The 20,987-nt window shown below is 65.1% G+C and carries 20 protein-coding genes and 1 tRNA gene; 13 read left to right on the forward strand and 8 right to left on the reverse strand.

Annotation, left to right across the window (positions count from 1 at the left end; translation table 11 throughout):
- Positions 1-5: 5 nt before the first annotated feature.
- Both folK and folB read right to left on the reverse strand, forming a co-directional pair.
- The gene (folK, locus tag CXK94_RS00180; RefSeq protein WP_102892831.1) at positions 6-548 is read right to left on the reverse strand and encodes a 2-amino-4-hydroxy-6-hydroxymethyldihydropteridine diphosphokinase; all 543 of its coding nucleotides are present in this window, start codon (positions 546-548) and stop codon (positions 6-8) included.
- On the reverse strand, positions 539-892 hold the full coding sequence (gene folB / locus CXK94_RS00185; RefSeq protein ID WP_102892832.1) for a dihydroneopterin aldolase: 354 nt from the start codon (positions 890-892) through the stop codon (positions 539-541). Before folB ends, folK begins: the two co-directional genes overlap by 10 nt.
- Before the next feature lie 75 nt (positions 893-967).
- Between folB and plsY the strand changes: the two genes are divergently transcribed.
- Positions 968-1,537, forward strand: coding sequence for a glycerol-3-phosphate 1-O-acyltransferase PlsY (gene plsY / locus CXK94_RS00190; RefSeq protein WP_037037893.1), 570 nt, complete (start codon positions 968-970; stop codon positions 1,535-1,537).
- A gap of 28 nt (positions 1,538-1,565) precedes the next feature.
- Here the strand turns inward: plsY and tsaD are convergent, their stop codons facing one another.
- Positions 1,566-2,591: a tRNA (adenosine(37)-N6)-threonylcarbamoyltransferase complex transferase subunit TsaD gene (tsaD, locus tag CXK94_RS00195; RefSeq protein ID WP_102892833.1), complete on the reverse strand. Its 1,026-nt coding sequence runs from the start codon at positions 2,589-2,591 to the stop codon at positions 1,566-1,568.
- Positions 2,592-2,785: 194 nt separating this feature from the next.
- On the opposite strand from tsaD, the gene rpsU reads away from it, so the two are divergent.
- The 10 genes from rpsU (at position 2,786) to CXK94_RS00245 (ending at position 12,627) form a co-directional block, all read left to right on the forward strand.
- Positions 2,786-3,001 (forward strand): 30S ribosomal protein S21, encoded by a 216-nt coding sequence (rpsU, locus tag CXK94_RS00200; RefSeq protein ID WP_003290642.1) that lies wholly within the window; start codon positions 2,786-2,788, stop codon positions 2,999-3,001.
- Between the two features lie 137 nt (positions 3,002-3,138).
- Complete coding sequence (dnaG, locus tag CXK94_RS00205) at positions 3,139-5,082, forward strand: DNA primase (protein ID WP_102892834.1); 1,944 nt, start codon at positions 3,139-3,141, stop codon at positions 5,080-5,082.
- A 67-nt stretch (positions 5,083-5,149) separates the two neighbouring features.
- On the forward strand, positions 5,150-7,003 hold the full coding sequence (rpoD, locus tag CXK94_RS00210) for an RNA polymerase sigma factor RpoD (protein WP_102892835.1): 1,854 nt from the start codon (positions 5,150-5,152) through the stop codon (positions 7,001-7,003).
- Between the two features lie 112 nt (positions 7,004-7,115).
- Positions 7,116-7,766, forward strand: a complete 651-nt coding sequence (locus CXK94_RS00215; RefSeq protein ID WP_102892836.1) for a Crp/Fnr family transcriptional regulator — start codon at positions 7,116-7,118, stop codon at positions 7,764-7,766.
- A 77-nt stretch (positions 7,767-7,843) separates the two neighbouring features.
- Positions 7,844-8,140 (forward strand): N(2)-fixation sustaining protein CowN, encoded by a 297-nt coding sequence (cowN, locus tag CXK94_RS00220; protein ID WP_102892837.1) that lies wholly within the window; start codon positions 7,844-7,846, stop codon positions 8,138-8,140.
- Positions 8,141-8,197: 57 nt separating this feature from the next.
- Positions 8,198-8,274: transfer RNA gene (locus CXK94_RS00225), tRNA-Ile, on the forward strand.
- 261 nt (positions 8,275-8,535) lie between these two features.
- Positions 8,536-10,326 carry an SLC13 family permease gene (locus CXK94_RS00230; RefSeq protein WP_102892838.1) on the forward strand — a complete coding sequence of 597 codons (1,791 nt, stop codon included), beginning with the start codon at positions 8,536-8,538 and terminating at the stop codon, positions 10,324-10,326.
- Positions 10,327-10,417: 91 nt separating this feature from the next.
- Entirely contained in the window at positions 10,418-11,695 is a 1,278-nt protein-coding gene (locus CXK94_RS00235; protein WP_102892839.1) for a bifunctional O-acetylhomoserine aminocarboxypropyltransferase/cysteine synthase, read from the forward strand.
- Positions 11,696-11,829: 134 nt separating this feature from the next.
- Entirely contained in the window at positions 11,830-12,264 is a 435-nt protein-coding gene (gene trxC, locus CXK94_RS00240; protein ID WP_102892840.1) for a thioredoxin TrxC, read from the forward strand.
- Positions 12,265-12,345: 81 nt separating this feature from the next.
- Positions 12,346-12,627 (forward strand): hypothetical protein, encoded by a 282-nt coding sequence (locus CXK94_RS00245; protein WP_102892841.1) that lies wholly within the window; start codon positions 12,346-12,348, stop codon positions 12,625-12,627.
- A gap of 6 nt (positions 12,628-12,633) precedes the next feature.
- On the opposite strand, the gene CXK94_RS00250 is transcribed toward CXK94_RS00245, so the two are convergent.
- Positions 12,634-14,487, reverse strand: a complete 1,854-nt coding sequence (locus tag CXK94_RS00250) for a DUF4105 domain-containing protein (RefSeq protein ID WP_102892842.1) — start codon at positions 14,485-14,487, stop codon at positions 12,634-12,636.
- A 66-nt stretch (positions 14,488-14,553) separates the two neighbouring features.
- Positions 14,554-15,042 (reverse strand): DUF3015 domain-containing protein, encoded by a 489-nt coding sequence (locus CXK94_RS00255; protein ID WP_037037841.1) that lies wholly within the window; start codon positions 15,040-15,042, stop codon positions 14,554-14,556.
- Between the two features lie 269 nt (positions 15,043-15,311).
- Here CXK94_RS00255 and CXK94_RS00260 point away from each other — a divergent pair, with 269 nt between their 5' ends.
- Complete coding sequence (locus CXK94_RS00260; RefSeq protein WP_037037842.1) at positions 15,312-15,737, forward strand: hypothetical protein; 426 nt, start codon at positions 15,312-15,314, stop codon at positions 15,735-15,737.
- A gap of 69 nt (positions 15,738-15,806) precedes the next feature.
- On the opposite strand, the gene CXK94_RS00265 is transcribed toward CXK94_RS00260, so the two are convergent.
- Positions 15,807-16,706 (reverse strand): LysR family transcriptional regulator, encoded by a 900-nt coding sequence (locus CXK94_RS00265; RefSeq protein WP_037037843.1) that lies wholly within the window; start codon positions 16,704-16,706, stop codon positions 15,807-15,809.
- Between the two features lie 183 nt (positions 16,707-16,889).
- Between CXK94_RS00265 and CXK94_RS00270 the strand changes: the two genes are divergently transcribed.
- Entirely contained in the window at positions 16,890-18,152 is a 1,263-nt protein-coding gene (locus tag CXK94_RS00270; RefSeq protein WP_102892843.1) for an MFS transporter, read from the forward strand.
- Positions 18,153-18,341: 189 nt separating this feature from the next.
- Here the strand turns inward: CXK94_RS00270 and hemE are convergent, their stop codons facing one another.
- Both hemE and CXK94_RS00280 read right to left on the reverse strand, forming a co-directional pair.
- A complete protein-coding gene (gene hemE, locus CXK94_RS00275; RefSeq protein ID WP_037037844.1) occupies positions 18,342-19,406 on the reverse strand; it encodes a uroporphyrinogen decarboxylase in 1,065 nt (354 codons plus the stop codon).
- 118 nt (positions 19,407-19,524) lie between these two features.
- Positions 19,525-20,946 carry an FAD-dependent oxidoreductase gene (locus tag CXK94_RS00280; RefSeq protein WP_037037845.1) on the reverse strand — a complete coding sequence of 474 codons (1,422 nt, stop codon included), beginning with the start codon at positions 20,944-20,946 and terminating at the stop codon, positions 19,525-19,527.
- Positions 20,947-20,987: the final 41 nt, after the last annotated feature.

Here is a 20,987-nt window from a genome sequence, read left to right on the forward strand (position 1 = left end):
GGCGCTCAGCCCTGCAGCGGCGGATGCTCGCGCAGCAACTCCGGCGGGGTCAGCTCGATGCCACGCCACTGGAATGGCACCGGCCAGAGCTGCTGATCGATGGACGAGCGTGCCCACAGCTCGGCGAAGCGCTCATCGAGCGCGGGATGGCGGGCGCTGGGCGCCAGCAGGGCAAGCGGCCAGAGCACGAAGGCGTTCTTCAGGATTTCCGCGCGCGGCAACAGCAAGCCATGGAAGTTGCCGACCAGGTCATCGTAGAGCAGCACGTCGATGTCCAGCGGCAGCCCCTTGCGCTCCGGCGCATAGCGACCATTGTCCGCCTCGATGAATTTCAGCCGGCGGTCCAGCTCGGTCAGCGGCAACTCGGTGTTGCCGGCCACCACCAGGTTGTAGAAATTGTCGCCCTTGTAGCCCACCGCCAGGCTTTCGAAGACCGGCGAGCAACGCATATCCTGCAGCAGCTCGGCCAAGGCGTCGAGGCCGGCATGCAGGTGACTTTCGCGCTGGGCATTGCTGCCCAGGCCGAGCAGCACGGGGGTCAGCGACATCCGCGTTCGATCTCCACGCCCAGCGCGCGTGCGCGCGGATTGACCCCGGGCTTGGTCACCCGCAGGCGCAACCAGACGATGCCGAACTCGCTCATCAGCGTTGCCGCCAGGCGTTCGGCGAAGGTCTCCACCAGCTCGAAGCGGGCCTCGCCGGCGAAGCGCTCGATCGCCGCGACGACCTCGGCATAATCCAGCGCCTTGCCCAGCTCGTCATGCTCGGCGGCCGGGCGAATATCCCAGCCCAACGCCAGGTCCAGCTGCAGGCACTGACGAATGCCCCGCTCCCAGTCATAGGCGCCGATCACCGTATCCACTTCCAGACCTTCGATGAAGACTGTATCCACGCAACTTTCTCCTACGGCACGACAAGCTCGAGGCGCGCCGTTAGACTCAGGAGCTCCCTGCCCCGGATGGATTCCATGTTCTGGCTGCTGACACTGCTCGCCTACCTTATCGGTTCGCTGTCATTCGCCATTCTGCTCAGCCGCCGGGCCGGCATGCCGGACCCGCGCGTTGGCGGTTCGGGCAATCCCGGCGCCACCAACATGCTGCGCCTGGCCGGCAAGCGCTTGGCGATCTGGACACTGTTCGGCGACCTGTGCAAGGGCCTGCTGCCCGTGCTGCTGGCCGCCTGGCTGGGCCTGACCGTCCAGCAACAGGCCTGGATCGGTCTGGCGGCGGTGTGCGGCCATCTCTACCCCCTGTACTTCCGTTTTCGTGGCGGCAAGGGTGTCGCCACTGCCGCCGGCGCCCTGCTCGCCCTCTACCCTCCGGCCGCACTGCTGGCCATCGTCGCCTGGCTGCTGGTGTTTCGCCTGAGCCGCACCAGCTCGCTCGCCGCGCTCATCGCCCTGCCCCTCTGCCTGCCGCTGCTGGCCTGGCAACAACCGGCGGCCCTGCTGCCGATGAGCGTGCTGGCCGTGCTGATCGTCTGGCGCCACCGCAGCAATCTGCGCGACCTGTTCGCAGGGCGGGAAAGGCACTTCTGAGCGGCAAGCCGCAGGCCGGGGCAAGGGGTCATACTGCCGCAAGCGTCTCCATCGACCAGCGTGGCTGCACCGAAATCGCCGGGCCGTCCTGTTGACCGGCGAGCAGGCGCTGGCAGCCAGCGTAGGCGATCATCGCACCGTTGTCGGTACAGAAGCGCGGCCGCGCATAGAACACCCGCCCCTTCAGCTCGCCGAGCATCTTCTCCAGCGACTGGCGCAGCGCCTGGTTGGCACTGACCCCGCCGGCGATGACCAGCGATTTCAGCCCGGTCTGCTTCAAGGCACGGCGGCACTTGATGGTCAGCGTCTCGACCACCGCCTGCTGGAAGGCCAGGGCGATGTCGCAACGGGTCTGTTCGGATTCGTCGCCCGCGGCGCGGCATTGCTGCCAGGTATTGAGGGTGAAGGTCTTGAGCCCGCTGAAGCTGAAATCCAGCCCGGGGCGATCGGTCATCGGCCGCGGGAAGACGAAGCGCCCGGGCGTGCCCTGTTCGGCCAGGCGGGCGATCTCCGGCCCGCCGGGGTAACGCAGGCCCATCAGCTTGGCGGTCTTGTCGAACGCCTCGCCAGCGGCGTCGTCCACCGACTCGCCAAGCAGTTCGTAGCGACCGATGCCGTCGACCCGCACCAGTTGCGTATGCCCGCCGGACACCAGCAGCGCGACGAAGGGAAACGCCGGCGGCTGTTCCTCGAGCATCGGCGCCAGCAGATGGCCTTCCATATGATGCACGCCCACCGCCGGCACGCCCCAGGCCAGCGCCAGCGCCTGGGCACAGGACGCACCGACCAGCAGCGCGCCGACCAGCCCGGGGCCGGCGGTGTAGGCCACGGCGTCGATCTGCGCGGCCTCGCGCCCGGCCTCGCCGAGCACCTGGCGAATCAGCGGCAGCATGCGCTTGACGTGATCCCGGGAAGCCAGCTCGGGCACCACGCCGCCGTAGACGCGATGCAGATCGATCTGGCTGAACAGCGCATCGGCCAACAGCCCCTGCTCGCTGTCATAAAGCGCGACGCCGGTCTCGTCGCAGGATGTTTCCAGCCCCAGCACCAGCATGGGTTCCAAACCTTCAGGCGAAAGAAGCCGTGCATATTAATCGGCGGGCCATCCGACCGACCAGCGCTTTTCGATAAGGGGCTTTGCATTCCATGGTTGGAGCGGGTAACATCCGCAACCCTTAAAACCAGCGTGCTTGCGAGTCATTTGCCGAAGCGCGTTGCCACCGGTAATCAAGTGAAGGTAAGTCCTGGATGCCCGCTGTCAAAGTTAAAGAGAATGAACCCTTCGACGTAGCACTGCGTCGCTTCAAGCGTTCCTGCGAAAAAGCCGGCGTTCTGGCCGAAGTCCGTTCGCGCGAGTTCTACGAGAAGCCGACCGCCGAGCGCAAGCGCAAAGCCGCTGCCGCCGTCAAGCGTCACGCCAAGAAAGTGCAGCGCGAGCAGCGCCGCAGCGTCCGCCTGTACTGATCCGGTACGGCTGACACCGCATCAAGCCCGGCTCAGGCCGGGCTTTGCATTGCACCAGACTCCGCTTCGCCAGCCGGCGAATGGCCGGAGTTTTTTCGTTTCCGGCCTGATCACTGCGAGCGTATCCTGATACCCCTATGGCCGGACTGATCCCGCAATCGTTCATCGATGACCTGCTCAACCGCTCCGACATCGTCGAAGTGGTCGGCTCGCGCATCCAGCTGAAGAAGACCGGCAAGAACTACAGCGCGCTCTGCCCCTTCCACAAGGAGAAGACCCCCTCCTTCAGCGTCAGCCCGGACAAGCAGTTCTACTACTGCTTCGGCTGTGGCGCCGGCGGCAATGCGCTCGGCTTCGTCATGGACCACGACAACCTGGACTTCCCCCAGGCGGTCGAGGAACTGGCCAAGCGCGCCGGCATGGAGGTGCCGCACGAGGACAGCGGGCGCCGGCACAAGCCGCGCCAGCCGGTCGACTCGCCCCTCTACCCGCTACTGTCCGCTGCCGCCGACTACTACCGCCAGGCGCTGAAGAGCCACCCGACCCGCAAGGCGGCGGTGGAATACCTCAAGGGCCGCGGCCTGTCCGGGGTGATCGCCCGCGATTTCGGCCTGGGCTTCGCCCCGCCCGGCTGGGACAACCTGATGAAGCACCTGGGCGGCGACCCGCTGCAGCACAAGGCGCTGATCGACGCCGGCCTGCTGATCGAGAACGCCGAGACCGGCAAGCGCTACGACCGCTTCCGCGACCGCGTGATGTTCCCGATCCGCGACAGCCGTGGCCGCGTGATCGCCTTCGGCGGCCGGGTGCTGGGCGACGACAAGCCCAAGTACCTGAACTCGCCGGAAACCCCGGTATTCCACAAGGGCCAGGAGCTCTACGGCCTGTTCGAAGCACGCCAGGCCAATCGCGATCTGGACGAGATCATGGTGGTCGAGGGCTACATGGACGTCATCGCCCTGGCCCAGCAGGGCCTGCGCAATGCCGTCGCCACGCTCGGTACCGCCACCAGCGAGGAGCACCTCAAGCGCCTGTTCCGCATCGTGCCCAGCGTGCTGTTCTGCTTCGACGGCGACGCCGCCGGGCGCAAGGCCGCCTGGCGCGCCCTGGAAGCCACCCTGCCCAACCTGCAGGACGGCCGCCGCGCACGCTTCCTGTTCCTGCCCGACGGCGAAGACCCGGACACCCTGGTCCGTGCCGAGGGCACCGATGCGTTCCGCGCGCGCATCCAGCAGCAGTCGCAACCGCTGGCCGACTATTTCTTCCAGCAACTGAGCGAAGAGGCCGATCCGCGCTCGCTGGAAGGCAAGGCCCACCTGGCCACGCTGGCGGCACCGCTCATCGAGAAGATCCCCGGCGCCAACCTGCGCGCACTGATGCGCCAGCGCCTGACCGAACTGACCGGACTGAACGGCGAGGCATTGCAACAGATGACAGCCGCACCGGCTCCGTCATCCGCCGGCAGCGCCCCCCACTACGACGACAGCATCTACTACGATGCCAGCCCGGCGTACGACGAAGCCGCCTATTTCGAGCCGCAGGAGCCGCCCCAGCAGCCGCGCGGCGGCAAGAAGGAATGGAAGAAGGACTGGAAAAAATCCGGACAGCGTCCAGACTTCAAGCCAAGGGCACCACGCACGCCCGCCACGGTCGAGCCACCGGCACTGTCCACCCTGCGCACGCTCCTGCACCACCCCGAACTGGCGCAGAAGGTCGAGGATGTGAGTCATTTCGCCGCAGAGGACGACACCTATGCCCAACTGCTGGTCGCCCTGCTCGGCGCCCTGCAGAAGAACCCCAAGCTGCGCAGCCTGCAACTGATCGCTCGCTGGCACGGCACCGACCAGGGGCGCCTGCTATGCGCCCTGGCCGAGAAGGAATGGCTGATTTCGGCCGACAACCTTGAACAACAGTTTTTCGACACCATTAACACTCTTGCCGCCCGACAACGCGAACGCAGCCTCGAAGGCCTGCTGCGCAAGGCGCGCCAGGGTGAGCTCAGCGCAGAGGAAAAAGACCAGCTGCGCAACCTACTGAGTCGCAACGCGACACCCGCTGCATCGACCTCAACTGGCGCGTGAGGTCCTAGCTCGGCTATAATGCTCAGCTTGTTTTCAGCCCGCCAGAACCTTCAGTGGATAGGGTTATATGTCCGGAAAAGCGCAACAGCAGTCCCGCCTCAAAGAGTTGATCCAGCGTGGCCGTGAGCAGGGTTACCTGACTTACGCAGAGGTCAACGACCACCTGCCGGAGGATATTTCCGATCCGGAACAGGTGGAAGACATCATTCGCATGATCAACGACATGGGCATCAACGTATTCGAGACCGCTCCGGATGCCGATGCCCTGTTGTTGGCCGAAGCCGATACCGACGAAGCCGCCGCCGAAGAGGCCGCAGCGGCCCTCGCCGCGGTCGAGACCGACATCGGTCGCACCACCGACCCCGTGCGCATGTACATGCGCGAAATGGGTACCGTCGAACTGCTGACCCGCGAAGGCGAGATCGAGATCGCCAAGCGCATCGAGGAAGGCATTCGCGAAGTGATGAGCGCCATCGCCCACTTCCCCGGTACCGTCGACAGCATCCTCGCCGACTACGAGCGCGTCACCAGCGAAGGCGGCCGTCTGTCCGATATCCTCAGCGGCTACATCGATCCCGACGACGACGGCGCCGCCGCGCCTCAGGAAGTCGAACCGCAGACGCCGCAGACCACCAGCAAGCCGGTGGACGACGACAAGGACGACGAGGACGAGGACGACTCCGACAGCGAAGAGGAAGAAGGCGATGGCGGCCCGGACCCGGAAGTCGCCCGCGTGCGCTTCGGTGCCGTCGCCGAGCAACTGGAGAAGGCCAACAAGGCGCTGAAGAAGCACGGCCGCGCCAGCCAGCAGGCCACCGAGGAGCTCGAAGCCCTGGCCACGCTGTTCATGCCGATCAAGCTCGTACCCAAGCAGTACGACGCCCTGGTCGAGCGCGTGCGCAACGCCCTGAACCAGATTCGCGCCCAGGAACGCGCCATCATGCAATTGTGCGTGCGCGATGCGCGCATGCCGCGTGCCGACTTCCTGCGCCAGTTCCCCAACAACGAAACCAACCTCAGCTGGGCCGATGAGCTGGCCAACGGCAAGAGCAAGTACGCCGAAGCCATCAGCAATCGCAAGGAAGACATCCAGCGCTGCCAGCAAAAGCTGGTCGAGCTGGAGCAGGAATGCGCGCTGGCGATCGCCGACATCAAGGACATCAACCGCCGCATGTCCATCGGCGAGGCCAAGGCCCGCCGGGCGAAGAAGGAGATGGTCGAGGCCAACCTGCGCCTGGTGATCTCCATCGCCAAGAAGTACACCAACCGCGGTCTGCAGTTCCTCGACCTGATCCAGGAAGGCAACATCGGCCTGATGAAGGCAGTGGACAAGTTCGAATACCGCCGCGGCTACAAGTTCTCGACCTATGCCACCTGGTGGATTCGCCAGGCGATCACCCGCTCGATCGCCGACCAGGCGCGCACCATCCGCATTCCGGTGCACATGATCGAGACGATCAACAAGCTCAACCGCATCTCCCGCCAGATGTTGCAGGAGATGGGCCGCGAGCCCACGCCGGAAGAGCTGGGCGAGCGCATGGAGATGCCCGAGGACAAGATCCGCAAGGTGTTGAAGATCGCCAAGGAACCGATCTCCATGGAAACCCCGATCGGCGACGACGAGGACTCGCACCTGGGCGACTTCATCGAGGACTCCGCCATGCAATCGCCGATCGACGTGGCGACCGTGGAAAGCCTCAAGGAAGCCACCCGCGAAGTGCTCTCCGGCCTCACCGCCCGGGAAGCCAAGGTCCTGCGCATGCGCTTCGGCATCGACATGAACACCGACCATACCCTCGAGGAAGTCGGCAAGCAGTTCGACGTCACCCGCGAACGCATCCGCCAGATCGAAGCCAAGGCACTGCGCAAGCTGCGCCACCCGACGCGAAGCGAGCACCTGCGCTCCTTCCTCGACGAGTGAAAACAAAGCCCCGGTCCCACCGGGGCTTTTGCTATCTGCCGGCTGCCACCAACCTGCGCCATCCCGCCAACCGCGCTATCCTCCGCTCTCGCCCACGACGGACCGAACGGCCATGCACGGATCCGACAGCTCATACCGCCAGGCTCTGGAACAAGCAGCCCTGCGCCAGGGCTTCCGCCAGCGCAACCTGGTCGAAGGCGAGCTGCTCGGCAGTCCAGGCGCCCCAAGCGACAGCGTGTTCATCGTGCGCAACGGACGCATCCGCGTGTACCTCGCCTCCGAAGACAAGGAATACACCCTCACCTTTCTCGAGGGCGGCGACATCTACAGCACCCACAGCGGCGCCTATCTCCAGGCACTCAAACCGAGCGAGGTACTGATTGGCGAAACGGCCCAGATGAGCCGCATGCTGGCACTCCCCGGCGCCGCAGCGACCATCATCCGCGTACTGGGCCAGACCCTGGCCAACTCCATGCAACTGATCGAAGACCTCGCCTTCCGCGACGTCGAAGGCCGCCTGGCGCGCTTCCTCGACGGCATGCTCGCACGCAGGGGGCTCTCGCACGAAAGCGGCGTACAGCGCCTGGAACTGAACCTGAGCACCGAAGACATTGCCCACCTGCTCGGCACAACCCGGCAAACCGTCTCCTCGCTGATCAGCCGCCTGGCCCGCCAGGGCATTCTCACTCGCGTCGCCCCTGGCATTCTCGACATCCACCGCCCCGACCTGCTGAAACAGCGCAGCCAGGTGTCGCCTGGCTGACAGACACATGCGCAGGCATCTTCTAGGATCAGCGCCTCCCCAACCGAAGTCGTCCCAACCAGACACGGAGGCGCACCATGCCCAGCGTCGTAACCTATCGCAGCGTCGCCGGCGACCAGCCACTGCCCTACATCGAATGCGACCGCAGCATCCGCACCCTCTACTCGCGCATTCAGTACTACATCGGCCAGGATGACGGCAATTGCCACCTGTGCGGTTATTTGCGCGACAAGATCGGCAACCGCAATGGCTTCGAGCCCGATGCCCGGCTCATCCTCCACGCGCAGATCAACGTCATCCACGAACTCTTCGAGCGCAACGGCGACCATGAGATCGTCACCCTGTTGCAGCAGGTGGAAGACGACTGCTGCTGAGCCCAGCAATCAGTTGGCTCCCCCGGACCCGGCCGGTATAATCCGCCGGCCTTCTGGGGGCCTATAGCTCAGTTGGTTAGAGCAGAGGACTCATAATCCTTTGGTCCACGGTTCGAGTCCGTGTGGGCCCACCACCTTCAAAGCCGCGCATTGCGCGGCTTTTCCGTATCATCTCCAAGCCCCGCGCCACGCTCTGCGATCGAGCCAACGGCGAAGCTCGTAGCTCACGGATGACGGCTATCGGCCGCAGCATCATCCGAAAAAAGACCAAATAACCAAATCGAATATAAAAAGCAGTATTGGTTTCTGGACTCTCTAAGTCCGGCCCACTATCGTGCGCGCGAGGTCGCCGTGCGGCCTGATGTTTATTGGCCATCGTCACGTTAAGGACCTCCATGCTCCCGGATTCGCTGCCGCTGCTGTTCGTCTGCGCCTTGCTGATCTGGGTGCTGGTGTCTTTCGTGCGCGAGAGCTGGAGCCCGGACATCGTGGTCGCGATCGCCGTGGCGGTACTGCTGGCCACCCAGTTGCTGACGCCGGGCGAAGTGCTGGGAGTGCTGTCCAACTCCGCCCCCGTGACCATCGCCTGCATGTTCATTATCTCCGCCGCCCTGGAGCGCACCGGCTGTATCGATGCGCTGGGCAACTGGCTGGGCGACCTGGTGGGGACCAGTCCGACCCGCGTACTGGGCGGCCTGACGATCACCGCCCTGGTGATTTCCGCCTGCCTGAACAATACCCCGGTGGTGGCGATCCTCACGCCGGTGGCGATATCGCTGGCCAAGCGCGCCGGCACCACGCCGTCGAAGCTGTTGATCCCGCTGTCCTACGCCACCATCCTCGGCGGCACGCTGACGATGATCGGCACGTCGACCAACATCCTGGTCGATGGCGTCGCGCGCAAGGCCGGGCTCGCGCCATTCGGCATGTTCGAGATCACCGCGGCGGCATCGATTCTCGCCGCGGCCGGCATGCTCTACCTGCTGACGATCGGCAAGCACCTGCTTCCCGAACGCGACACGCTGTCCAAGCTGCTCGGCCCGCGCCTCGACCGTACCTTCATGAGCGAATTGCGGGTCGCGCCCAACTCGCCGGTACTCGGCAAGACCATCGGCGAGGCCAACCTCAACGGCGGCAGTGGCCTTCAGGTGCTGCAGGTCAGCCGTGAGAATCAATATTTCAGCCGCCCCGAGCACGACTTCATTCTCAATGCCGGCGACCTGCTGCTGATCCATGGCCAGGTCAAGGATGTGGTGGAGTTGCGCGAAAGCGGCCACCTGACGTTCAACCGCAGCGATGCCTTCGAGACCATCAGCAGCGAGGACGTGAGCCTCGCCGAGGCCATCGTCGGCCGCGGCTCGCGCTACAGCCACCGGCCGATGCGCGATCTCGACCTGACCGCCCGTTACGGCATCAACGTACTCGCCGTGCATCGCCAGGATGAAAACATCCAGGGCAACTTCGACGACTTCCAGTTGCAGTTCGGCGATGTGATGCTGGTCGAAGGCACCCCGGCACAGATCAAGCGCTTCGCCGACAACGGCGAGCTGATCAGCCTCAACGCGGTGCAGGAGCGCGCCTTCCGCCGGGACAAGGCGCCCATCGCGATCCTCGCCACCCTGGCCGTCATGCTGCTGGCCGCCTTCGGCGTGATGCCGATCGAGGGCCTGGCGATCATCGGTGCCGCCGCGGTGCTGGCGACCCGTTGCCTGGATGTCGAGGACGCCTACAAGGCGGTGGACTGGAAGATCCTCAGCCTGATCTTCGGCATGCTGGCGATCAGCATCGCCATGGACAAGGTCGGCCTGGTCCAGCTGATCGTGCAGAACGTGACCACGCTGACGCCCTGGGCCGGGCCGCTGTTCATGCTCTCGTTCATCTACCTGCTCACCTCGCTGCTCACCGAGATGCTGTCGAACAACGCGGTGGCAGTGCTCATCACCCCGATCGCCATCGGCCTGGCGCAGCACCTGGGTGTCGACCCGCGCCCCTTCGTCGTCGCCGTCATGTTCGCCGCCAGCGCCAGCTTCGCCACGCCGATCGGCTACCAGACCAATACCTTCGTCTACAACGCCGGCGGCTATCGCTTCACCGATTTCCTCAGGGTCGGGATACCGCTGAACCTGTTGCTGTGGCTGGTCGCCACGTTGGTCATCCCGCGGTTCTGGCCGCTCACCCCGCTATGACCACAGGGCTTGCGCTGGGTCATTGAAGATTTGCGCGTTCCCTTTCATGCTCCGCAGCTTTCGGCCCATCGAACAAGAACAGGAACATGCCATGAAACTGGAAACCCTCGCCATCCACGCCGGCTACAGCCCGGACCCGACCACCAAGGCCGTGGCGGTGCCGATCTACCAGACCACCTCCTATGCCTTCGACGACACCCAGCACGGTGCCGACCTGTTCGACCTGAAGGTGCCGGGCAACATCTATACGCGCATCATGAACCCCACCACCGACGTGCTCGAACAGCGCGTCGCGGCGCTGGAAGGCGGCGTGGCGGCCCTGGCGGTGGCCTCCGGCATGGCGGCGATCACCTATGCCATCCAGACCATCGCCGAGGTCGGCGACAACATCGTCTCGGTGGCCAAGCTCTATGGCGGTACCTACAACCTGTTCGCCCATACCCTGCCGCGCCAGGGCATCGAAGTGCGCTTCGCCGCCCATGACGACATCGCCGCACTGGAAGCGCTGATCGACGACAGGACCAAAGCGGTGTTCTGCGAATCCATCGGCAACCCGGCCGGCAACGTCATCGACCTGCAGGCTCTGGCCGACGCCGCTCACCGCCATGGCGTGCCGCTGATCGTCGACAATACCGTCGCCACCCCGGTGCTGTGCCGCCCGTTCGAGCATGGCGCCGACATCGTCGTGCATTCGCTGACCAAATACATGGGCGGCCACGGCACCAGCATCGGCGGCATCGTGGTCGACTCCGGCCAATTCCCCTGGGCGCAGCACAAGGAGCGCTTCGCCCTGCTCAACACGTCGGACGTGTCCTACCACGGCGTCACCTACACCGAAGCCTTCGGCCCGGCCGCCTTCATCGGCCGCTGCCGCGTGGTGCCGCTGCGCAACATGGGCGCGGCGCTCTCGCCGTTCAACGCCTTCCTCATCCTGCAGGGCCTGGAAACCCTGGCGCTGCGCATGGAGCGCCACTGCGAGAATGCGCTGAAAGTCGCCGACTACCTGCAAAGTCACCCACAGGTGGCCTGGGTCAAGTACGCCGGCCTGCCGGAGCATCCCGAGCACGCCCTGGCGCAGCGCTACATGGGCGGCAAGCCGGCGGCGATTCTCTGCTTCGGCATCGAAGGCGGCATGGAAGCCGGCGCCCGCTTCATCGATGCGCTCAAGCTGATCGTGCGCCTGGTCAACATCGGCGACGCCAAGTCGCTGGCCTGCCATCCGGCGAGCACCACCCACCGCCAACTGAACGCCGAGGAACTGGCCAGGGCCGGCGTGTCCCAGGACCTGATCCGCCTGTCCATCGGCATCGAGCATATCGACGACATCCTCGCCGACCTCGCCCAGGCGCTGGACGCGGCCAAGCGCTGATCGGCCCCGGGGCCTGTCCGCGCTTCGGCGCGGGCAGGCCTGCGAACGCGCGCGCATCACGAGGCGCCGCATAGCCTTGATATCTCGATCGGCGGCCCCATACCGGAGGAAATATCCTCTCGGAAATCCCTCACATGAGCGACTCGCTGATCATCCCTTGCGCGCATTGCGCCGGGCTCAATCGCATCCCCGCCGACCGGCTGCATGACACACCGCGCTGCGGCCGCTGCCAGGCCGAAGTGCTGCCGCACCAGCCGTTCGAACTGCAGCAGGGCCAGTTCGCCAACCAGATCAAGGGCGACCTGCCGCTGCTGGTGGACGTCTGGGCCAGCTGGTGCGGCCCCTGCCGCAGCTTCGCACCGACCTTCGCCCAGGCTGCCACGCAGCTGCAGGGCCGCTGCCGCCTGGCCAAGCTGGACAGCGAAGCCAACCCGCAGCTCGCGACCCAGCTCGGCATCCGCTCGATTCCCAGCCTGATCCTGTTCCGCGACGGCCGCGAAATCGCCCGCCAGAGCGGCGCCATGCCGTTGCCGCAGCTGCTGGCCTGGCTCGGCCAGCAAGGCATCTGACCGCGGGTCCGGGCGATCGGAACGATCGATGCCCTGGCCAAGTCCACAGAACATGCCCGCAACCTGCCAGGAGCCCGCCTCATGTTCGGCAAGACGACTCACACGTTCGAGGTGAACTACATCTACCAGAACGATCCACGTGCCGAGATCATCGAGTCGCAAGACGATTCCCTCTCGACCGCAGCCGCCGCCGCGCAGCTGATCCGCCTGCACCATGCCGACATGGAAAACAGCCTGGTGATGCCCGAAGCGGATGCCCGCGACGAAGAGTTACTTAAGCAGGCGGCTATCCTCGGCATCAGCGATATTCGCGTGACGCGGCTGATACACGAACATGAGCCGGCCCACCGTCCAGCCGGCTAGCGCGCCTCAGTAGTAATACCAGCGCAGCTGCAACTGGAACTCCGTTTCCGGCTCGGCCCGATGGCTGAAGCTGCGGCCCAGGCTCAGACGCAGGCCGGTATCGCCACGCAGTTCGAATTGCTGGGCCAGGTCGAGGCGACGACGCACTTCGCCGTTGTGGAAATAATCCCCCCGCGCCTCCAGCAGCAGGTTGCCCGCCGCATTCCGCCACAGCAGGCCGCCGTCGAAACCCGCCGCCGGACTGACGGCCGCGCTGAAGCCGGGGTTCACTTCCAGGCGCGCAGTTGCCAGGGCGAAGCCGAGCAGATCCTCGCCGAGCTGCCAGGTGAACCCGCCGCCACCATCGAAATGGCCGACCAGGCGGTCGTCCCCATCCCCCCACGGCACGCGCTCCAGCCCCGCCGCGATCTGCCAGGACCAGGGCCGCAACAGCGGCGTGACCGGGGTCAGCGAACGGATTCCAGCCAGGTCCAGCCGCTGCAGTTTCCAGCGATTGCCTTCGTACTGGCGCAGCTGCAGCTGGGCGATTTCGATCTGCGCCCCCAGCGGAAAGCCCTCGAGATTGTCGAGCAAGTCGTGATAGGCCATGCGCAGCCCGTACTCGGCGAAGGCATGTTCGCCACGGCCACCAAGCCCGAACTGCAGGGTGCGCGACTCATGGCCGTGCTCCGGCAGGATCGGCCGCACAACGTCCAGGCGCGGGGGTGGGTTGCGATTGATCGCCTGCAGCAAACGATAACTGTGCGCCGCATTGGCAGAGTCACGCTCCTCTCCGGTGACCCGGTAGCGGACCAGACGGTAGGCGCCGTCCTGGATCAGCGCGCGGCGTTCGTCCGGCAATGCCAGGTAATCATGCTGTCCGAGCACCTGTGGATCACCGGCCAGTTGGCTAACCCACTCCAGCTCCTCGCTGTCGAGCGGCGCGGTACGGGTCAGCAGTTCGCGCTCGCGCGATGGCCGATAGTCGATGCCTTCGACGAGCCCGGCATCGATCACAACCCGCACGGTATCGGCCGGAATCGCGGTCAATGGAAATTGCTCGGTCAGTTCGAGCCCGGGCCGAGCGACCTCCAGCAGTTCGAGCAGGCGGTAGGAGCAATTCTCGTCGAAGAAGAAATAGTCGAAGCGGATCTGCTTGAGCTCCCAGACATGCTCGAGCATGCGCCCCGTTTCCTCCGCGGTCAGGTTCAGCCGGTATTCCCAGAGATCGCGGTTCTCCAGGCGGCTGTATTCGCCGATCTTCTCGCGGTACGGCAGCAGCGAGAAAAGCCCCGGATAGCCTCCCATCAGGCCTTTCCAGGCATAGAGAATGCTGTTGTCCGCCCCCTCGATGAAGGCACCGAAGTTGAGGGCTGAGCTCAGCAGTGGGCTGCCCTGGGAACCGATATCAGCCTGGTCGATGCGCAGCAGCGTGTGGCCGAACATCGACGACGGGCTGTTGAGGTAGGCCGCAGGAAAGACCATTACGGTGCCGTGCGGGGCGACCTCGGCGTACCAGGCTCTGAACTCGGGACATTCGACCGCTGGCAGATCGGTCAGCTCCAGCTGTTCGCGCAGCCAGCGCGTGCGCGCCGGATAGACGCATTGGGCGTGGCGATCGCCCTGGCTCGCCGGGGCGTAGAGCGCAGCGAGGGTGGCCGCAAGCTCGGCGGCCGGGTCATGTTCCCCGCCGTCGGCGAGGAAGAAGTCATCGTCATCGACATAGCTGCGCCAGCCGCCCAGCTTGCCGCGCTCGTAGTGGCCGAGCGAATGCCAGTAGGCGTCGTCGGCCAACCGCCGCGGGGCGGAAACAGGGGAAGGGGCAGCCAGCACCATGGCGCTCGCGCTGCACAGCGCCAGCAGTAGCAGGGGTCGAAGCATATTCGGCCAATGGCAAGCAGATACGAAAGTGCCCGCCGGAGCGGGCACGATGGAAGGGGCGGAAACTCAGGCCTGCTCGGCGTACTGGGCCAGACGGGCGTCCTGCTTGAGCACTGCCAGGGTGGCGGCATGAACCTGCTCGGCAGTCACGTCGGCGGAACTGAAGATCTCGCTGAAGTGCGCCTGGGTGACGCTTGCGAAATGCGCACGATCCTCGGGCTTGATACCCAGCACGACGGCATAGGTGGTCAGCGCCTCGCCCTCGCCCATAGCCATGTCCTCGGATAGTTCGGTCATGATGCTGCCGAGCACCAGCATTGACTTGCCGTTGTACTGCAGCGCCCCGTCGGTCGAACAACCGTTGGTTCCGGAAGTCATGCCGAAGGTGGCGTTACCCGACGTGCCATTGGTGAGCGAAGCCACCAGATGGGATGGCAGGCCGCGCTGGCCTTCGAACAACATGTTGCCCCAACCGCAACCCGGGCCACCCGGCGCGGTGGCGAAGGCGCTGGCGGAAGCGGTGAAGAGCAGGGACGCTAGCAGAATCCGTTTCATAATCGTTCTCTTGTGCAGGGGGAAATAGCCGGCGTCCTCGCCGGCTGCGCTGTAGCTTTGGCAGAGCGCCAAGCGGTGTCAAGGTGAAAAGCCCGGCACTGCTGAATGGTTCAAGCTAAAGCGGCTGGACCAGTTTGTCGGCAACTCATCCGGTGGGCAAGACACGATCAGTAAACCTGCGCATGGTCATGTCATATTGACATTACTCATGGTAGTTTCCGCGCCAGCGCGCCATGGAGCGCGCACGTTGCCAATAACAAGGAGCTGTCGTGAAACTTACCCCCATCATTCTTACCGGTGCGATTCTCGCTTCCACCGGCTGCGCGAGCGGTCTGAACTCCTATCAGAAATCCGAACTGCGCCACTATGAAGCCGCCGGCCTGGTGGTCGAGGAAAAGAACCCTGCCCTGGGTACCGCACTTGGCCTGTTGCCAGGCGGTGGCTCGTTCTACGGCCGCGAATATGGTTTCGGGGTAGTCAACCTGCTGTTCTGGCCGCTGTCCATTCTCTGGGACCCGGTCAGCGGGCACAGCGCAGCGGAAACCATCAACTATCACGCCACCAAGCACCACGTCAGCACGCTGGAAAACCGCGAGATGGAAAAGTTGGAAGATCAACTGGCCCAGAACCAGATCGATCTGACCGAGTTCACCCTGCAGAAACGCAAGATCGAAGCGAAGTACCGCTTCAACTGAGCTCCACCTCCGTGCCGGGCAGTCTCGGCACGGCGCCTGCGGTTCAACATCGAGCCGCTCTTCGGGGCATCAGCTGCCGGAAAGCGCCGCCCGGGTAACCAGGTCGATGAATGCCTGGGCCAGCGGTGACTGCTCCTGGCGTCGCTTGACCAGCCACACGGCGGTAGTGGCGTCCTTGTCCAGCAGGGTACGAAACGCCACGCCGTCGATGCGGATGCGCCGAAACGACGCCGGCAACACCGAAACCCCCAGCCCCGCGGCAACCAATCCGATGATGGTCAGCGCCTCGTTCGCCTCCTGGGCGATCCGTGGGCTGAAGCCCGCCTGTCGCGCCAGATCGAGCAGTTGATCGTAGAGCCCGGTGCCGTAGCTGCGCGGAAAGAACACGAACGGCTCGGCAGCCAGCTCCGCCAGTGCCAGCCCCTCCTCGCCAGTCTGAGCCAGCGGATGCGCGGCGTGCATCAGCGCCACCAGCGGCTCGCTGAACAATTCCACCGTCTGCAACCCGGATGGCAGGGCGAACGGGCGGATCATGCCGACCTGCAGCGTCTCGTCCTGCACCGCCTCGACCACCTCTTTGCTGGTCATTTCCTGCAGGGCGAGATGCACCGCCGGGAAGGCCTGGCGGAACGCCAGGATCGCCCGCGGCAGGATCGAGGTGAAAGGCGCCGATGAGGTGAAACCGACCTGCAGCTCGCCGATCTCGCCCTGCTCGGCGCGGCGCACCACGTCCACCGATTTGTCCACCTGCGCCAGCGTCCGCCGGGTTTCCTCGAGGAAGATCCGCCCGGCATCGGTCAGCGAGACCCGACGGTTGGTCCGGTCGAACAGGCGCACGCCAAGTTCCTGTTCCAGCGCCTGGATCTGCTGGCTCAGTGGCGGCTGGGAAATACGCAGCAGCTCCGCCGCTCGACCGAAGTGCAGCTCTTCGGCCACGGCCACGAAATAACGCAGGTGTCGCAGCTCCATGAGCGCCTCATTGATTCGTAATACCTATTGATTCTGTCGAATAATATATTGGATACATTAAATCAAGCTTCCTATCATTTCTCTCCATAAGCCAGATCAGCTCCCTCGCGCCAACGCTCGAAACAGCGAATGCCCGTGACGGGTAACTTTTGGCCGGAAAAACGAACAGAGAGATCCAGCCTGATGAACAGCCTCCAGCGCGCAGCCGGCGAGCCGGCGCAAGCCGAAGAGGAACCTGCCCCTGTCCATACGGAAAAGGGCACGCCCCGCTTCACCCGTACCGCCCTGGCCCTGTTCGCCGGCGGCTTCGCCACCTTCGCCCTGCTCTATTGCGTGCAACCGATGATGCCGATGCTGTCGCAGGCCTTCGCTATCAATGCGGCGCAGAGCAGCCTGGTCCTGTCGTTATCGACCATCACCCTGGCGGTCGGCCTGCTGGTCACCGGGCCGATCTCCGACGCCATCGGCCGCAAGCCGGTGATGCTCGCCTCGTTGCTGGCCGCCGCGCTGTTCACCCTGGGCAGCGCCCTGATGCCCAGCTGGCACGGCGTGCTGCTGATGCGCGCACTGGTTGGCCTGGCCCTGAGCGGTTTGGCCGCGGTCGCCATGACCTACCTCAGCGAGGAGATCCATCCGCAGCACCTCGGGCTGGCGATGGGGCTGTACATCGGCGGCAATGCCATCGGCGGAATGAGCGGGCGGCTGCTCAGCGGGGTGCTGGTCGACTATCTATCCTGGCACAGCGTGCTCGCCGTGATGGGCGGGCTGGCGCTGCTGGCCGCGCTGCTGTTCTGGCGCCTGCTGCCGGAATCGCGACATTTCCAACCGCGCCCGTTGCGTCCTCGGGGGCTGCTACAGGGCTATACCCTGCACTTTCGCGATGCCGGCCTGCCCTGGCTGTTTCTCCAGGGCTTCCTGCTGATGGGCAGCTTCGTCACCCTGTACAACTACATCGGCTATCGGCTGATCGCCGCCCCCTTCCAGCTCAGCCAGACCCTGGTCGGGCTGCTGGCGGTGGTCTACCTGTCGGGAATCTACAGCTCGGCGCAGGTCGGCGCCCTGGCCGACCGGTTCGGCCGGCGCAGGGTGTTCTGGATGGTGATCGCGCTGATGCTCGCGGGAATCAGCCTGACCCTGTTCGAGCGGCTGCCGATGGTGTTGCTGGGCATGCTGCTGTTCACCTTCGGCTTCTTCGGCGCCCACTCGGTCGCCAGCAGCTGGATCGGCCGCCGCGCCACCCAGGCCCGTGGCCAGGCATCGTCACTCTACCTGTTCGGCTATTACCTGGGCTCCAGCATCGCCGGTACCCTGGGCGGGGTGTTCTGGCACGCCGCCGGCTGGGACGGCGTCGGGTTGTTCATCGCTTCGCTGCTGCTGGTATCGCTCGCCGTGGCCCTGCATCTGGCGCGGCTACCGGCCTTGCCCGAAGCGCGCGCCGCGCACTGACCCGGAAACGAAACGCCCCGCAAACGCGGGTAATGCCGTTCAGATAAGCACAGAGATTTCTTCGTAGGAGCGCGCCATGCGCGCGAATCGCGGGCATGGCGCGCTCCTACGAGATCCTGCACCCAGCTTGTCGCTTAAGTGAACAGCATTACGCAAAAGCGGGGCGTTTTTCGTGCAGGCGGGAGCGAATCAGGCGTGGTACTGCGCCGACAGCTCGTGCACCGCCTCGATGAAGGCGCCGGCATGCGCCGGGTCGACTTCCGGGGTGATGCCGTGGCCCAGGTTGAACACGTGACCGTTGCCATGGCCATAGCTGGCGAGAATCCGCGCCACCTCGGCACGAATGGCCTCGGGCTTGGCATAGAGCACGCTCGGGTCCATGTTGCCCTGCAGCGCGACCTTGTCGCCGACGCGCCGGCGCGCTTCGCCGATGTCGCAGGTCCAATCCAGCCCCAGCGCTTCGGCGCCGGACGCGGCCATGGACTCCAGCCACAGCCCGCCGCCCTTGGTGAACAGGATGACCGGCACGCGACGGCCGTCATGCTCGCGAATCAGGCCGTCGACGATCTTCTGCATGTAGGCCAGGGAGAACTCCTGGTACGCCGCGGCGGACAGGCTGCCGCCCCAGGAATCGAAGATCTGCACGGCCTGGGCGCCGGCGCGGATCTGGCCGTTGAGGTAGCTGGTGACCGACCGGGCCAGCTTGTCCAGCAGCGCATGCATGGCCTGCGGGTTCTCGTAGAGCATGGCCTTGGACTTGCGGAAATCCTTGGAAGAGCCGCCCTCGACCATGTAGGTCGCCAGGGTCCAGGGGCTGCCGGAGAAGCCGATCAGCGGCACGCGGCCATTGAGTTCGCGGCGGATGGTACGCACGGCGTCCATCACGTAGCCCAGGTCCTTTTCCGGGTCCGGGATCGGCAGGGCCTCGATGTCGGCGGCGCTGGCGACGACCTTCTTGAAACGCGGGCCTTCGCCGGTCTCGAAGTACAGCCCCAGGCCCATGGCATCCGGCACGGTGAGGATGTCGGAGAACAGGATCGCCGCGTCCAGCGGGTAGCGATCCAGCGGCTGCAGGGTCACCTCGCAGGCCAGCTCCGGATTCATGCACAGGCTCATGAAGTCACCGGCCTTGGCGCGGCTGGCGCGGTATTCCGGCAGGTAGCGGCCGGCCTGGCGCATCATCCACACCGGGGTGACGTCGACGGGCTGCTTGAGCAGGGCACGAAGGAAGCGGTCGTTCTTCAAGGCGGTCATGGCAGGGTTCCAGCAAAAAAGTGCCGTGCATTGTCGCAAAGCGGAAAACAAAAGGCACGGCGGGTACCGTGCCTTTTATCCAGGGTTTGATTCAGGTCAGGCAGCCCGGAAACCGCGATCAGACGCCGAGGAAGTCCATGATCCCTTCGGCCGCCTGGCGCCCTTCGTAGATCGCCGTCACCACCAGATCGGAACCGCGCACCATGTCGCCGCCGGCGAAGATCTTCGGGTTGCTGGTCTGGTGCTTGAACGAGTGCCCCACCCCGGGCGCGACCACGCGGCCCTGGTTGTCGACCTGGATGCCCTGGGCCTCGAACCACGGCGCCGGGCTCGGGCGGAAACCGAAGGCGATGACCACCGCATCGGCCGGCAGCACCTGCTCGGAGCCCGGGATCGGCTCGGGGCTGCGACGACCGCGAGCGTCCGGCGCGCCGAGACGGGTCTCGACCACCTTGACGCCTTCCACCTTGCCTTCGCCGACGATGGCGATGGGCTGGCGGTTGAAGAGGAACTTCACGCCCTCTTCCTTGGCGTTCTTCACCTCGCGGCGCGAACCCGGCATGTTCGCCGCATCGCGGCGATAGGCGCAGGTCACGCTCTTGGCGCCCTGGCGGATGGAGGTACGGTTGCAGTCCATCGCGGTGTCGCCGCCGCCGAGCACCACCACCTTCTTGCCCTTCATGTCGATGAAGTCCTCGGCGGACTTCTCGAAGCCGAGGTTGCGGTTGACGTTGGCGATGAGGAAATCCAGCGCGTCGTGCACGCCGGGGAGGTCCTCGCCGGGAAAGCCGCCCTTCATGTAGGTGTAGGTGCCCATGCCCATGAACACCGCATCGTAATCGGCCAGCAACTGCTCGATGGTGACGTCCTTGCCCACCTCGGTATTGAGGCGGAATTCGATGCCCATGCCGCTGAAGATCTCGCGACGACGGCTGAGTACGGTCTTCTCCAGCTTGAACTCGGGGATACCGAAGGTCAGCAGGCCGCCGATTTCCGGGTTACGGTCGAACACCACCGGGGTCACGCCGTTGCGTACCAGCACGTCGGCGCAACCCAGGCCCGCCGGGCCGGCACCGATGATGGCGACCTTCTTGCCGGTCGACTTGACCTTGGACATGTCCGGGCGCCAGCCCATGGCGAAGGCGGTATCGGCGATGTACTTCTCCACCGAGCCGATGGTCACCGCGCCGAAGCCGTCGTTGAGAGTACAGGCGCCTTCGCACAGGCGATCCTGCGGGCAGACGCGGCCGCAGACTTCCGGCAGGGTGTTGGTCTGGTGCGCCAGCTCGGCCGCCGCGAGGATGTTGCCCTCGGAGACCAGCTTGAGCCAGTTGGGGATGTAGTTGTGGACCGGGCACTTCCACTCGCAATAAGGGTTGCCGCAACCCAGGCAGCGATGCGCCTGCTCGCAGGCCTGCTGCGGCTTGAAGGGTTCGTAGATCTCGACGAACTCCTTCTTGCGCTGGCGCAGCAGCTTCTTCTTCGGATCCTTGCGCCCGACCTCGATGAACTGGAAGTCGTTATTCAGACGTTCAGTCATTTCAAAACCTCTTGACGGCAGCAGCAGGCCATAGGCCGCAA

Origin of the sequence: Stutzerimonas stutzeri (genome assembly GCF_002890915.1) — a bacterium.
GTDB lineage: Bacteria > Pseudomonadota > Gammaproteobacteria > Pseudomonadales > Pseudomonadaceae > Stutzerimonas > Stutzerimonas stutzeri_AF.

Coding starts and splice junctions, on each gene's coding strand:
- folK (WP_102892831.1), bottom strand. CDS start 548: ATGTCGCTGACCCCCGTGCTGCTCGGCCTGGGCAGCAATGCCCAGCGC.
- plsY (WP_037037893.1), top strand. CDS start 968: ATGTTCTGGCTGCTGACACTGCTCGCCTACCTTATCGGTTCGCTGTCA.
- tsaD (WP_102892833.1), bottom strand. CDS start 2,591: ATGCTGGTGCTGGGGCTGGAAACATCCTGCGACGAGACCGGCGTCGCG.
- rpsU (WP_003290642.1), top strand. CDS start 2,786: ATGCCCGCTGTCAAAGTTAAAGAGAATGAACCCTTCGACGTAGCACTG.
- dnaG (WP_102892834.1), top strand. CDS start 3,139: ATGGCCGGACTGATCCCGCAATCGTTCATCGATGACCTGCTCAACCGC.
- rpoD (WP_102892835.1), top strand. CDS start 5,150: ATGTCCGGAAAAGCGCAACAGCAGTCCCGCCTCAAAGAGTTGATCCAG.
- CXK94_RS00215 (WP_102892836.1), top strand. CDS start 7,116: ATGCACGGATCCGACAGCTCATACCGCCAGGCTCTGGAACAAGCAGCC.
- cowN (WP_102892837.1), top strand. CDS start 7,844: ATGCCCAGCGTCGTAACCTATCGCAGCGTCGCCGGCGACCAGCCACTG.
- CXK94_RS00230 (WP_102892838.1), top strand. CDS start 8,536: ATGCTCCCGGATTCGCTGCCGCTGCTGTTCGTCTGCGCCTTGCTGATC.
- CXK94_RS00235 (WP_102892839.1), top strand. CDS start 10,418: ATGAAACTGGAAACCCTCGCCATCCACGCCGGCTACAGCCCGGACCCG.
- trxC (WP_102892840.1), top strand. CDS start 11,830: ATGAGCGACTCGCTGATCATCCCTTGCGCGCATTGCGCCGGGCTCAAT.
- CXK94_RS00245 (WP_102892841.1), top strand. CDS start 12,346: ATGTTCGGCAAGACGACTCACACGTTCGAGGTGAACTACATCTACCAG.
- CXK94_RS00250 (WP_102892842.1), bottom strand. CDS start 14,487: ATGCTTCGACCCCTGCTACTGCTGGCGCTGTGCAGCGCGAGCGCCATG.
- CXK94_RS00255 (WP_037037841.1), bottom strand. CDS start 15,042: ATGAAACGGATTCTGCTAGCGTCCCTGCTCTTCACCGCTTCCGCCAGC.
- CXK94_RS00265 (WP_037037843.1), bottom strand. CDS start 16,706: ATGGAGCTGCGACACCTGCGTTATTTCGTGGCCGTGGCCGAAGAGCTG.
- CXK94_RS00270 (WP_102892843.1), top strand. CDS start 16,890: ATGAACAGCCTCCAGCGCGCAGCCGGCGAGCCGGCGCAAGCCGAAGAG.
- hemE (WP_037037844.1), bottom strand. CDS start 19,406: ATGACCGCCTTGAAGAACGACCGCTTCCTTCGTGCCCTGCTCAAGCAG.
- CXK94_RS00280 (WP_037037845.1), bottom strand. CDS start 20,946: ATGACTGAACGTCTGAATAACGACTTCCAGTTCATCGAGGTCGGGCGC.